Raw genomic sequence first — 13,709 nt, forward strand, 5'->3', positions numbered from 1 at the left:
AAATGAATGCTATTGTTTTTTTATTACTTGCATATTTAGGGGGCATAATTGGTGTTAAATTAAAATTACCTGCTGGTGCACTTTTAGGATCTATGTTAATGGTTGGGGTTTTTAGCATTGTCGGCATGATTGACTCCCAGGAGATACCGCCTTTTATTAGGAATTTATCTAAAGTTGCTTTAGGAACAATGATAGGTTTAATGTTTACTAAAAATATACTTTATCTCCCATTTAAAAAATTAATCAGCTTTATAATACTTGGTTTTGGAAGTGTAATATCAGCTGTTGTTGTTGCTATGATTCTTAAAGGAATGGGGATGACTCCATTTATTATGACTTTAGTATCTGTTTCACCAGGTGGGATTGCTGAAATGCTGACTTTGGCAGATTCTATACATACGGATACACAAGTTGTAACAATAATGCATTTAATTCGGTTTGTAACATTAATGCTACTTTTAAGATGGATTCTTAAAACATTTAATAAACAAGGTGAAAAGACATGAATCAATCTTTAAAGAAATTTGTGATTGTAGTCAGTATAACAAGCATAGGAGGATATATTGGGCACATTTTAAATTTGCCAATTGGCATTTTAATGGGGAGTTTTATTACTGTAGCAATCGCGAAAATTAGTGGTTTGAAAGTGCCTCCATTAAAGAAAAAGTATAAGCAGATGATACAAATGATAGTTGGTGGATTAATAGGATTGAATTTACAGCCAGATATCGTATCGTTATTTTTAAATCATATAGTCCCTGGACTTATAGCAACCGTTTTTCACCTTTTATTTGCATTCTTAATTGCCTATATATTTACTAAGCTGTTTCGTTATAAATGGTTAACTGCGTTAAGTGGAAGTTTACCCGCGGGAATGAGTGAAATCTCGATTGTAGCCGATGAAATAGAGGTTGATGTTGAAGTAGTAATGTTAATGCATTTGTTTCGTATATCTCTTTTAATTTTAATATTACCCGTAATAATCAAATTATTACTGTTGTGAGGATAGGAGTGAGAAGATGGAACAATTAACAGTGCCATGTGTTGTTTATAGGGGAGGTACAAGTAGAGGATTATTTTTCCACGAAAAAGATTTACCTAAAGAAAAAGAAATAAGAGAAAAAATATTTTTAAAAGGTATTGGAGCCGAAGATGTATCTCATGTAAATGGCCTTGGAGGAGGAACCTCTCATACTAGTAAAGTTGTAATCATTAACAAAAGCGTAAAAAAAGATGCGGATATAGACTACACTTTTGTTCAATTAGGAATTGGAAGTGAAGTAATAGATTACGAAGGAACTTGTGGGAATCTTATGGCTGCAACGGGAGCTTTTGCAGTGGATGAGGGGATGATAAACGTATCAGAAGACATGGAATCCATCATTGTTACGGTTTGGAACGTTAATATTAGAAAATATCTTCAGATAACAGTGCCACTGGAAAATGGAAAGGCAAAGGTAGGTGGCAGTTTTGAAATACCTGGTGTTAAAGACTCTGGCGCTAAATTCCTTGTTGATATTAAAGATCCTGGCGGAGCAAAAACAAAGAAGACATTACCGTTGTCTGCAAAGTCTATACTGACTATTAACAAAAAAGAATATACTTACTCATTTTGCGATATTGTTAATCCATTTGTGTATTCAGATGCAGAATCACTTTCTCTAACAGGTGCTGAGCAAAATGAAGAAATTATGAAAGACCCACTTATTATGAAAACATTAGAAGATATGAGAGGACATATAGCCGTTAAAAGCGGGTTAGCTCCCAGTTTAATAGAAGCAGAAGAAAAATATCTTGCTTTACCAAAGGTTTCTTTTGTCAGTAGACCTATAGATTATTTAACATCTACTGGGAAGCGAATAAAAAAGAATGATTATGATATTCTAGCTCGTATGGTATCTATGAAGAAGATGCATCGGACCTTTGCAGTAAGTGGCTTGTTGAACTTAGCTGGAGCATGTCTTTTAGATGGCACGATTCCTAACCAGGTTTCTAAGATAAAGCCCTTGGAAAATGGACAAATGGTAAGGATTGGACATCCAGAAGGAATAATTTCTATTAGAGTTCAAAAAAGTCAATTAGAAGAAAGAATTAATTATGTTGGTTTGGAAAGAACAGCACGTAGAATTATGTCTGGTAAATTATATATACCGCAAAATTAAGTTGAATTAGGAGTGTTAAAATGAGCTGGTTAGTACGAAATAATTTTGAACAGCCGATTAAAGTGATGAGGAGAGAATTAAATACCAAAGGAATTATTAAAATGCCAGGTGCACACGATGCAATGGCAGCTTTGCTAGCCCAAAAAGCTGGATTTTCAACTATATATTTATCTGGAGCAGCTTTGACCGCAAGTTTAGGCATACCAGATTTAGGAGTACTCACATTAACAGAATTAACAAATCGTACAAGAGAAATTGTTCGTGCTACAGGAATGCCGCTCCTTGTTGATATTGATACGGGTTATGGAAGTATATTAAATGTAACAAGAACTGTATTTGAAATGGTAGACGCCGGGGCTGCAGCCATTCAATTAGAAGATCAAGAACTTCCAAAAAAATGTGGACATTTAAACGGAAAAGTACTAGTAACCAAAGAAGAAATGGTAAGAAAAATTCGAGCAGCTAGAGAAGCAGATCCTGATATCGTTATTATAGCAAGAACAGATTCTTTCGCCCAAGAAGGGTTAGAAAATGCTGTTAATCGTGCAAAAGCATATTTTAGTGCTGGGGCAGATATTATCTTTCCAGAAGCATTGCAAAGTAAAGAAGACTTTGAACAATTTGCTAAATGTGTAGATTTTCCGCTTTTAGCTAACATGACAGAATTTGGACGAACACCGATGTTTACAGCAGAACAATTTGAAGAGATGGGGTATAAAATCGTAATATATCCAGTTACATCTTTGCGTATAGCAAGTAAAGCGGTAGAGCTTATGTATAAAGAAATAGCTAAGACAGGGACACAAAGTAATTTATTAAACAAGATGCAGACAAGGCAAGAATTATATGATGTTCTTTTGTATGAAAAGTATGAATTATTAGATGAAAATATTGCGAAAACAAATATGGAGGAATTGATTAAGTAATTAGTTTTATTTATTGCAATATCTTCTTGATATTAAAAACCACAGAAATGCTGGATTACAGTAGTTTCTGTGTTTTTTTCTACATTTAATAAGTAATTACTTATTAATATTTTAACAATTTAATTATATTTGAAATATTATAATTAAATAATTCACAAAAAATATAGTATATTAATTGAGTTTGAACAATATACTTGCTTTTTAACTGTCACGCTTCCTAATTATATGATATTCTTTTATGTAAGGTATTTCTAAAATCCCATGGAGAAAAGAATTAATTAGGTGACATCTAACTTAATACTATATTAAGGATGGATCTATATTGGATAAAACAAAAAGATTATCAACAACTGATTATATTTATGAACAAATAAAAAAAGATATTATCGAGTTCACTTATGAACCCAATGGACGTTTAGTTGAAGATTCGTTAGCTAAAAAAATGGAGATAAGCAGAACTCCATTGCGTCAAGCATTATATCGATTAGAATTGGAAGGTCTAATAATAAAAAAAGCTAATGGGAGAATGGCTGTTGCTCCAATGTCTATGAAAGAAGCAAAAGAACTTTTTATGGTTAGAGAGGTAATGGAAGGACTCATTGCCAGAGAGGCTACACTGAATATTGCTCAATCTAATGATTTTGATGGAATCATTAATAAGTTTGAAGACATTACATTTTTAATGCGAAATTCCGCAGAAAATGAACGTAAAATGGATGTAGTATCTTATGGAAGTGATTTCCATAGTTTATTAGGTGAGTACAGTAACAATGCAACGGCAGTAAATTTACTAGAGCAGATAAATAACCGAGTATCTAGGTATAGACGATTAGGTGTTTATAAGGACCCTGAATATCCCCGTACTTTACCAGTCGAAGAGCATGAAGAAGTATTGAAACATATGAAAGCTAAAAGTGAACATGCAGCTGAAGCAGCAATGCGTGCCCATATTAAACGTAGCTTGAAAAATACGATACATGGGTTGTCTTATCTGTCTTTATAAAAAGTAAGTAAAGCAGCTTAATATTCAAATAATATATAAGTAAACCAGCACCTTCTTTTTGTGGAAATTTAAGTTAAAGGAGGTGCTTTTGTTATGCCATGGAGTCATTAACATTCTTAAACAATAAAACTCTTTAATGTCTTTTGTAATTTTTACTTCTTTATAGAGCGTAAAGAATTTGTTTGCTGCTTTTCAAATCAGTATAGATACTAATGTATTAAATACTTAATTTAACTTACACATATTAGATGTTTATATTACATATTATTTTATTAATTATCAGCCCGCCCGTCTTCTGCATATAGTATTAACGACTAATTTGAGGGAGGCTTTTTCATTGTCACAATATCTTCATTCAATAGAATTATGGTGTAACGAGATGGCGCAAACATATCGGGAAGCAAGTGAATCTCTTCAAGAGGACGTCCGTAGAGATGCATTAGCTGAATGGGAAAAGGAATTCAATCAATTTCAACAGGAGCTTGCAAATAATCAAGATATAGAAGAACAGGAGGCTTACAACCAAGCAAATCATTTGTATACAATATTTAACCAGTATATAGAACAGCACACGGAGGAAAAGCGAGCTGAAGGAAATCGTGAAAGGGTTGTTCCAATTGGAGGCCATACGCTTCCGCCGCTTCCATACAGCTATGATGCTTTAGAGCCTTATATTGAACGCCGGATTATGGAGCTGCATCATGATAAGCATCATCAAAGCTATGTGGACGGTTTAAATAAAGCGGAATTGGAAATGCAGCAGGCGCGTTGGGATAATAATTATGACCTGATTAAGCATTGGGAACGGGAAGCAGCGTTTAACGGTGCAGGACATTATCTGCACACGATATTTTGGAAGGTGATGAGCCCGGATGGGGGCGGGGAGCCTACTGGAGATTTACTGCATGAAATTGAGCAATCCTTTGGCAGCTATGACCAGTTTAAAGCACATTTTACAGAGGCAGCAAACCATGTAGAAGGGGGCGGATGGGCTATTTTAGTATGGTCTCCGCGGGCAAGACGTCTGGAGATTCTTCAGGCGGAGAAGCATCAAAACTTAAGTCAATGGGATATTGTGCCCCTTCTCGTCCTTGATGTGTGGGAGCATGCCTATTATCTGCAATATGAGAATGTGAAAGAGGACTACGTAGATAATTGGTGGAATATTGTCAATTGGCCGGAAGTGGAGAACCGATTTAATAAGGCAAAACAATTGAAATGGCAGCCTTTTTAATAGGTTTTATAAAATGTTTAAATTTAAGCAAATGCTAAATTTTCTTATAAAATGAATGTTTTAGCACGCTTCCTGAAGGGAAATCCTCCTGTAGATGGGAAAATGAGGGAGGATAAAAGTTGTATGAAGAAGCATTATATTTTGGCAGTCATGGTATCTTTTTTACTAATATTAGCGGCATGTAATGGTACAGGTGAAAATGACGCAGAAGACAATGGCAGCACACCGGAAACGGATCAAACAGAGGAGACAGAAGAAGGAGAGGTAAATGAGGAAGAAGAGCTTCTGGAAGGGGCCTTAGATGTTTTGTCTGGGATTGATCAGCGTTATGAAGAAGCAACGATTACCATGGAGATGTCCTTAGATGAGGAGTTGGAGAAAGAACTGGGAGGAGAAGAGCATGCTGAAACAGAATCTTCTACTACAATGCATATGTACTCATGGCAAATGAATAATGAAGATGGAACGGTCAGTGAACGTACGGAAATAGAGACAGATGGCGGTCCGGTAGAATATAGTGCCTCTGATGATAGTGAAACGTCCATCAATTATACAGAGGGTGATGATACGGCTTACGAAATTGAAATGTTAGATGTGGAAGCGGATCCAGCAGAAATCCAAATGGAAGAAGAGCAGATTCGCGAGATGATGGATACGCACGACATTACCTATGAAGGTGAGACTGCTGTTAATGAATATGATGCGCATCATTTCGTGTTCACAGATGGGGAAGAAGAAATCGACTATTACTTTGATACAGAAACCTTTGTCATCGTCCAGATGGATATGAGCACAAATGATGGTGAGGTTGCAACAAGTATGGAATTAGAGGATTATGCATTAGACTTTGATTATGATGAAGGTTTTTTCCAGTTAGAGGATGTGTTGGATGGCGAAATCGAGGTTGAGCAGGTAGCCCCTGATGAACATATGGAAGAGCAATTGGAAGACGAAGAGACAGAGGATAATGAAGCATAAGATGTATGATTTGCTTCTATATATTAACAAGGAAAAAAACGGCTTTGTTGCAAAGGAGCCGTTTTTTTGGTACGAAAATATGTATTTCATTTTCCGGAGCATTTAAGGAATAGTTTGTTCGGTAAAAGTAAAAAGAATAAATTAATGAATAAAATAGAATCGGGAATTAAGCGATGGAACCTATTTCCGTTCTCTTGTGAACTGGTAAAAGATGAAATATTAAGGGAATGAGGCTATCGTAAACTTATTGTTGAGAATTATATCGTTTTTTACTTGATTAAGAATAAAAATGTATTAATTATGCGTGTTTTATTTGGCGCTCAGAAATATAATGATTTTAATAACCATAGAAATTAAAGGCTGATACAAGTCATTTCTTTTCTTGGTATCAGCCTTTTCCAGCATACAGATAGTTCCTGTTCTGCATTTTTTTGTTACACTTCCAAAGCAGCTTGAATATATCTATACAGCGCACTGTCCAATCCATAATGCAAAGCAGGCTGGGGATTTTCAGCGTAAAACTTTTCAGCGCTCTCTATCAGGTCCTTATCTCCGCCTGAAAAAGCATCCAATAATTCTTGCCATTCCTTCGCCAAGCCCTGAACGGATTTATCCTGTGGAGATACGCCTCTTTCATGTTTGTCTTTTAACTCTCCAAGCAGTTCTTTAAAGCGTTCCTCTCCTTGTTTGAATGCTTTATCACTTGTATTGCGATAGTGTTCTCTCATTTTATCAAGCTGTTTATTTGTAAAATAGTCGGAACGATTTAATCGAATCAATTCAAAAAGGGAGGTCAGCTCTTGGAAAGAAATAGTTTTCGTGTTCGCTGCTTCCTGTCTGGTACGTTCTAACTGGTTCAGCAGCTTTTCTTGAACAGCTATTTCAGCTTTAACCCGGTCAATTTGTTGATCCAGTGTATCGAACAGATTCTCGTTGTTTGTTTGGATAATCTCCTTTATTTCCTCCAATGGTAAATGCATTTTTTTCAACACGAGAATTTGCAGCAGCATCTGCATATCCTCGCTGGTGTAGCGCCGATGCCCCGCCTCTGTATAGAGAGAAGGAGAAAATAACCCGATTTGATCATAATACCTTAGTGTACGGATGGAAAGTCCTGTCAGCGCTGCTAATTGTCCGGTTGACCAGTAATCTGACATGTGCTCACCTCGTTTGTAAAATAGTTTGTATTTCAGAAGGCTGAAATACATAGCTTCTGCCGCAAATATGGCATGTTGTATCAATAGAAGTGTTTGTTTCCACGGCATTTTGCAATTCTTCTGCAGACAGGGAATACAGAAAGCCATAAAACATTTCCTTCGAGCAGGGGCAGGAAAATTGAATCGGTTTATGCTCCAACACTTTAGAATGATGAAAGCGCTGATTCAATGCCTTTTCTATCTCGGCGTCATTCATGTTAAGCAGCAGAGGAGCAAGGTTTTCTGCTTCGAATTGCTCCCGTACAAAATCCAATGCTCCTTCCTCAGCTTCAGGCAAGGCCTGCGCATAGATTCCATAACTTTTAAGAAGACAGCTATTCCTGTCCAATTCAATATTTGTTTGTATCATGGTATCTGTCTGTTCACTTTGTTTAAAATAATAGGCAAAATCATCGTCCATATTTTGATAAGGCATATCTGTAACTCCGGTGAATTGGCTCATTTCCAATCCTTTCATCATTCGTATGGAAGCTTTTGTCCCGATCAGGTCCTGAAGTGACTGGTTTGAATTCTGCTGCCGGGATACTTTTAAAAGTGCTTGGCTGACGTAGCCGCGTATATTTCCTCCTGCATCTGTATCTGCATATATTTTATGATTCTTGTCCGTTAATGTAATAACCGCGCTGATTCGCTGATTATCCTTCAGCGTTACGGAAAGAAGGCTCATAATGGAAACCGCTTTAGCTAAAGCAAAATAACAGGTCTTCTCTTTTATTTTACTTAATTCCATGATTTCTTGTAGCATTTTTGTGTTATCCGTAAAATATAAACGGATACTTTTATCTGAAATAAGGGTTCTTATTATTTTATTTGGCATGTGATCTACTCCTTTCTAAATAACAGGATAAAACATGACGTCACGTAAGGTTCAAGCTTCATTTGAAAGAGAATAAAAAAGGAAGTCCGGTCTTTTACAATAAAGACAGTTCATCTTAAAATAGAATTAGCAGGGGGAGGAAGCGAAGAAATATTTCAGGTATTTTCACCAGCGTGGTAAATTACTGTGGAGGTGATAAAACAGTTGAAGCTTACACATTATTCTGTGCGGGAAACAGATACACTTTATGCAGTGAAGGCGTGGCTTCCGGAAGATAGGAGTGCTATTCCAATCGGTAAACTGGGACAATTCTATTTTCCAAAAGGGTATTATGTATACGCTGGCAGTGCAAAACGGAATATCCGTGCGAGAGTGGACAGGCATCTTCAGATGGATAAAAAGAAGCGCTGGCATATAGATTATTTACGCCCCTATTTACAAATGGAGGCTGTGCAAACATATCCCGGTTCGGAAGGGGAATGCGGGCTTTTTCAGCGGTTGATGCGGGAAAATGCAGGAACAATGCCGGTAAAAGGCTTCGGATCATCGGATTGCCGATGTTTTGCGCATTTGTTTTATTCTAGTGAGGAAATGCCTGATTTTATTGACTTTTAGTGTCAGCGAAATAGTTAGCCATAGAAAAGGCTGCCGCAGTCAATTCTATTTCTGCAGCAGCCTGTCTTTAATGTTCTCTCCGGGCAAAATCCACGAAGCGAAACTTATCTGGACGATGTCTGGATTCGGTATATTGAAATAATGTCGCATCGTCTAGATAGACATAATTTTTAATCACCACGATATTATGAAAACCTTCTAAATCTAATAATTCACGGTCCTCTGCTGTTGGTTCTTCTACAATGATTTCTTTTTTTGCAAAGCTGATAATCAGTCCTAACTCATTTTCAAGATAGTTATAAATAGACGTTTCAGCAATGTCTTTGGAAATGTACGGAACCGTGTTTGTAATTAAATAATCCTTGTCCAAAATAATACGCTGTTCAGAGAAGGAACGGGTCCGGATAATTTCCCAGACTTCCTGGTTATCCTTGAGCTTTAATTGCTTCTGGATAAAATCATTTGCGCTGACTTTGGCACATTGATGAACGGTCGTAATCGGTTTTTCTCCCATTTTATCAGCTAATTCTTTAAAGCTGACTAAACCGGATACAGGAAAGTCGAATTTATTCCGTTCAATCACCGTGGATCCTTTCCCGCGGATTTTTTGAATATACCCGTTTTGAGCAAGCAAATTTAATGCTTTCCGAATCGTTTCCCGTGAGGTTTGATACTGCTCGGCTAATTCATTTTCCGAGGGAAGAAATTCATTTGCTTTGAACGTTTCTTTTTCTATTTTTTGGACCATTTCTTGATAAATAAGGACATATTTATTTCGCATCGCAATTAACTCCAGTTATTTCTTTAGATAGTAAACAACAGACTCATACGGCCGCAGTGAAATCTGATCTGACGCTAAAGATGGAGAATCGGTATAGTTAGACAGGATAATCTCGCTGTCTGTAAATGCACGATGAATCGATTCAGGTAAATCCAGCTCTGCTTCGTTTCCGTAAAAATTGTTTACTACTAATAGTTTTGTATCCTCATTTTCTCTTATATACGCAAAAATTGCAAAGTCCTCTGGTAAAACCAGCTCATATTTTCCGTCTGTTATCACTTGATAGTCTTTTCGAAGCTGAATGAGCTTCTGATAATGGTAAAAAATAGATGTTTTATCAGCCACTGCAGCTTCTGCATTGATTTCTTGATAATTATCAGGAAGGCCAATCCAAGGAGTTCCTTCTGTAAACCCGGCATTGGCTGAGTGGTTCCATTGCATAGGAGTTCGAGAGTTATCACGGGACTTTTGCTGAAGAATTTCAATAATTTCCTGATTGGATAAGCCCTCAGCTTTTTTTATTTTGTACATATTCAGTGATTCGACATCCCGGTATTGGGAAATATCTTCAAAGCCAGGGTTGGTCATGCCGATTTCTTCTCCCTGATAAATATAAGGTGTACCCTGCATCAAGTGAAGACTTGTTGCCAGCATTTTGGCAGATTCCTTATGATAGACTGTATCGTCTCCAAAGCGGGACACGATTCGCGGCTGGTCGTGATTACACCAGAATAGTGCATTCCAGCCGCCGCCTTCTTGCATCCCGGTCTGCCAGTCAGATAACAGCTGCTTGAGATAAAGAAAATCAAATGGTGCTTTTGTCCATTTATCCCCGTTTGGATAATCGACCTTTAAATGATGGAAGTTGAATGTCATATCCAGTTCCTCGCGTTCTGGATTTGTATACTTGATACAATCCTCCATGGAGGTAGAGGACATTTCCCCAACAGTAAGGGTTTTACGTCCTTTAAAAACTTCCTGATTCATTTCATGAAGAAATTCATGTACCCGCGGTCCGTCTGTGTAAAATTTACGTCCGTCTCCAGGTGGTACAATGCCATCATCGTCTGGAAAACGCTGGTCTTTAGAAATTAAGTTGATAACGTCTAAACGAAAGCCATCTACGCCTTTATCCAGCCAAAAATTCATCATTTGATAGACATCATCCCGGACTTTTTCATTTTCCCAATTGAGATCCGCCTGAGTAACATCGAAGAGATGCAGATAATAAGAGCCGGTTGTTTCATCATATTCCCATGTGTTGCCGCCGAATTTGGACTCCCAGTTTGTCGGCAGCTCTCCAAGCTTGCCATCCTTCCAAATATAATAGTTACGATAAGGGTTATCTGTCGATTTTCTGGATTCCTGGAACCATTTATGGCTGGTGGATGTATGGTTTACAACGATATCCATAATTACTTTTAAGCCAAGACGATGTGCTTTTTCCATCATCGTTTCAAAGTCTTCCATGGTTCCAAAGTCTGGTTGGATTGCATAATAATCAGAGATATCGTATCCATTATCTTTTTGTGGAGATAGATAAATAGGGGTAAGCCAAATCACATCAACCCCCAGTTCTTTTAAATAATCGAGTTTTTCTGTAATTCCGTTAATGTCGCCCATTCCGTTGCCTGTCGTATCGTTAAAGCTTTTTGGATAAATTTGATAAACGACGGATTTTTGCCACCATTTTTCTTGCATAATCAACCTCCTAAATGTAACTGAGTTTCAACTGTTTTCTATATGCATGAAGGAGGGAGAGGCTCCCTCCTATTCTTATTTTCCTAAACGCTTATACGCGTCTACACCCATTTTTGTTTTGGATAAAATCACTGTTAAGATGAATGGAATAACAATTGCTGCGACCATTGCGACAGCGAACATCAGCATATGCGGTACCTGGATAGATAAGATTCCTGGTATCCCGCCGACACCAATGGAGTTAGCCATGACACCTGAGCCGACCGAAATCACTGCTGCAACGGCAGATCCTGCCATACCAGCGAAAAGCGGGAACAGGTATCGTAAGTTAACACCGAACAATGCCGGTTCAGTAACTCCGAGATAACAGGAGATTGCTGCCGGGATAGTTACTTGCTGTTCTTTCTTATCTTTTCGGTTAAGATAAATCATTGCGACAACGGCAGAACCTTGGGCAATGTTTGATAAGGCAATCATCGGCCAGAGGTTTGTTCCCCCGAATTCACTCATCAACTGTAAGTCAATGGCATTTGTCATATGGTGCAGTCCAGTAATAACAAGCGGTGCGTAGGCAAATCCAAATACCGCTGCAAATAACCAGCCGACTGCAGAAGTTAATCCGTCATATACAATATTTGAAATCCATGTACCGATTGTCCAGCCGATAGGGCCTAATATCACGTGGGCAATGATTACTGTTGGCAGTAATGCAAAGAAAGGTACAAAAATCATGGATACAACCTGCGGGATAATTTTTCGCAAGCCAATTTCTAAATAGGCTAATACAAAACCTGCTAAAATGGCCGGGATAACTTGGGCTTGATAACCAATCATTTCAATTTGGAAGAAGCCAAAATCCCAAACCGGTATTTCGGATGTTTCAACCACACTATAGGCATTTAAAAGCTGTGGAGAAATTAATGTAAGACCTAAAATAATTCCGAGTACTTGTGTCGTTCCCATCTTTCTGGAGATAGACCAAGTAAGAGCAACAGGGAGAAAATGAAATATCGCTTCAGCAATCAGCCAGAGAAAATCATATAAACCTGCCCAAAATTGGGAGGAATCAGCCAAGGTCAACGTTCCATTATTCAGCATCTCAATATCACCGATGACATTTCGGAAACCTAGAATCAGTCCTCCGACAACCAATGCGGGAATAATCGGCGTGAATATATCTGCTAAATGAGATACTAGCCGCTGCATGATATTCATATTTTGCTTTGCAGCTTCTTTGACATCTTCTTTAGAAGTGTCACCAACCCCAGAAATTTTTGTAAATTCATTATAAAAGGAAGCAACTTCATTTCCGATAATTACTTGGAATTGTCCAGCCTGTGTAAAGGTTCCTTTTACCATATCAATATCTTCTATAGCTTCGACATCTGCTTTTTCCGGGTCATTTAAAACAAATCGCATCCTGGTAGCACAGTGTGTGACCACAGATATGTTTTCACTTCCACCGACTTTTTCCAGCAGCTTCTTTGCATCGCCAGTAAATTTACTCAATGTCTTACCTCCTCTTTGTATCTTGTATATACAAGTGTTATCGCTTACAGTTTAACTTGTATATACAAGTTTGTCAATAAGAAGTTGAAAGATAAATTGTTATCATTTTGTGAATCTTGTATATTGAAGGCAGGATAACAGAGAGGGTAATTAAAATGGATTTAAATAGGAGGGGTACATGATGATGGGGATGGAGGAGGAATATCTGCATGTCGTACGCAAAAGGCTTCAGAGTGTGAAGGAACTTGGCGATAAAACGATCAATCAATTGGCGGAAGAGCATATTCATTGGAGTTTGAATGAAGCATCCAACAGTATTGCTGTGATTGTAAAGCATTTGCATGGAAATATGGTATCAAGATGGACCAATTTTTTAACATCAGACGGTGAGAAGCCAACCAGAGACCGTGACCAGGAATTTGAAGAGACAATATATTCTTTGCAGGAATTAAGAAACACCTGGGATAACGGCTGGAAAGTCCTCTTTCAAGCATTGCATGAAGTAAGCGGTGATGATTTATTAAAGACTATTCTGATTCGGAGTGAAGAACACACAGTAATAGATGCGGTTGAAAGACAACTGGCTCATTATGCTTATCATGTTGGACAGATTGTATATATAGGTAAACAAGTAAAAGGGGAGGACTGGGAAACACTGAGTATTCCTAGAGGGAAATCGGAAGTGTATTTAGAAGAAATGCGGAGAAAATATAAATAAAAAGCTTTTGGGCGGCTTCTTCTTGCCACCCAAAAGCTTTTTATAGAG

The 13,709-nt window shown here is 37.6% G+C and carries 14 protein-coding genes; 9 read left to right on the forward strand and 5 right to left on the reverse strand.

Annotation, left to right across the window (positions count from 1 at the left end; all coding sequences use genetic code 11):
* Window positions 1-2 precede the first annotated feature (2 nt).
* The 7 genes from MKY65_RS02535 (at window position 3) to MKY65_RS02565 (ending at window position 6,303) form a co-directional block, all read left to right on the forward strand.
* Complete coding sequence (locus MKY65_RS02535) at window positions 3-506, forward strand: AbrB family transcriptional regulator (protein WP_339182043.1); 504 nt, start codon at window positions 3-5, stop codon at window positions 504-506.
* Window positions 503-1,003 (forward strand): AbrB family transcriptional regulator, encoded by a 501-nt coding sequence (locus tag MKY65_RS02540; RefSeq protein ID WP_339182046.1) that lies wholly within the window; start codon window positions 503-505, stop codon window positions 1,001-1,003. The genes MKY65_RS02535 and MKY65_RS02540 overlap by 4 nt, the downstream gene beginning before the upstream one ends.
* Window positions 1,004-1,019: 16 nt before the next feature.
* Window positions 1,020-2,162, forward strand: a complete 1,143-nt coding sequence (locus MKY65_RS02545; RefSeq protein WP_339182049.1) for a PrpF domain-containing protein — start codon at window positions 1,020-1,022, stop codon at window positions 2,160-2,162.
* A 20-nt stretch (window positions 2,163-2,182) separates the two neighbouring features.
* Window positions 2,183-3,088: a methylisocitrate lyase gene (gene prpB, locus MKY65_RS02550; RefSeq protein WP_339182051.1), complete on the forward strand. Its 906-nt coding sequence runs from the start codon at window positions 2,183-2,185 to the stop codon at window positions 3,086-3,088.
* Window positions 3,089-3,410: 322 nt separating this feature from the next.
* Window positions 3,411-4,091, forward strand: a complete 681-nt coding sequence (locus MKY65_RS02555; RefSeq protein ID WP_339182053.1) for a GntR family transcriptional regulator — start codon at window positions 3,411-3,413, stop codon at window positions 4,089-4,091.
* A 337-nt stretch (window positions 4,092-4,428) separates the two neighbouring features.
* Window positions 4,429-5,325 (forward strand): superoxide dismutase, encoded by an 897-nt coding sequence (locus tag MKY65_RS02560; RefSeq protein WP_339182055.1) that lies wholly within the window; start codon window positions 4,429-4,431, stop codon window positions 5,323-5,325.
* 123 nt (window positions 5,326-5,448) lie between these two features.
* The gene (locus MKY65_RS02565; RefSeq protein WP_339182057.1) at window positions 5,449-6,303 is read left to right on the forward strand and encodes a hypothetical protein; all 855 of its coding nucleotides are present in this window, start codon (window positions 5,449-5,451) and stop codon (window positions 6,301-6,303) included.
* A 434-nt stretch (window positions 6,304-6,737) separates the two neighbouring features.
* On the opposite strand, the gene MKY65_RS02570 is transcribed toward MKY65_RS02565, so the two are convergent.
* Both MKY65_RS02570 and MKY65_RS02575 read right to left on the reverse strand, forming a co-directional pair.
* Window positions 6,738-7,460: a MerR family transcriptional regulator gene (locus MKY65_RS02570; RefSeq protein ID WP_339182060.1), complete on the reverse strand. Its 723-nt coding sequence runs from the start codon at window positions 7,458-7,460 to the stop codon at window positions 6,738-6,740.
* A gap of 4 nt (window positions 7,461-7,464) precedes the next feature.
* Window positions 7,465-8,337: an Hsp33 family molecular chaperone HslO gene (locus MKY65_RS02575; RefSeq protein ID WP_339182063.1), complete on the reverse strand. Its 873-nt coding sequence runs from the start codon at window positions 8,335-8,337 to the stop codon at window positions 7,465-7,467.
* A gap of 204 nt (window positions 8,338-8,541) precedes the next feature.
* Here MKY65_RS02575 and MKY65_RS02580 point away from each other — a divergent pair, with 204 nt between their 5' ends.
* Entirely contained in the window at window positions 8,542-8,952 is a 411-nt protein-coding gene (locus MKY65_RS02580) for a GIY-YIG nuclease family protein (RefSeq protein WP_339182066.1), read from the forward strand.
* 67 nt (window positions 8,953-9,019) lie between these two features.
* Here the strand turns inward: MKY65_RS02580 and treR are convergent, their stop codons facing one another.
* From treR to treP, 3 genes are all read right to left on the reverse strand, one after another.
* Window positions 9,020-9,733, reverse strand: a complete 714-nt coding sequence (treR, locus tag MKY65_RS02585) for a trehalose operon repressor (protein ID WP_339182068.1) — start codon at window positions 9,731-9,733, stop codon at window positions 9,020-9,022.
* Window positions 9,734-9,748: 15 nt separating this feature from the next.
* A complete protein-coding gene (treC, locus tag MKY65_RS02590; protein ID WP_339182071.1) occupies window positions 9,749-11,434 on the reverse strand; it encodes an alpha,alpha-phosphotrehalase in 1,686 nt (561 codons plus the stop codon).
* 75 nt (window positions 11,435-11,509) lie between these two features.
* A complete protein-coding gene (treP, locus tag MKY65_RS02595; RefSeq protein WP_339182073.1) occupies window positions 11,510-12,943 on the reverse strand; it encodes a PTS system trehalose-specific EIIBC component in 1,434 nt (477 codons plus the stop codon).
* Window positions 12,944-13,127: 184 nt separating this feature from the next.
* Here treP and MKY65_RS02600 point away from each other — a divergent pair, with 184 nt between their 5' ends.
* Window positions 13,128-13,661, forward strand: a complete 534-nt coding sequence (locus MKY65_RS02600; RefSeq protein ID WP_339185086.1) for a DUF1572 family protein — start codon at window positions 13,128-13,130, stop codon at window positions 13,659-13,661.
* Window positions 13,662-13,709 lie beyond the last annotated feature (48 nt).

Origin of the sequence: Oceanobacillus sp. FSL W7-1293 (genome assembly GCF_037969815.1) — a bacterium.
GTDB classification, from domain to species: domain Bacteria; phylum Bacillota; class Bacilli; order Bacillales; family Amphibacillaceae; genus Oceanobacillus; species Oceanobacillus oncorhynchi.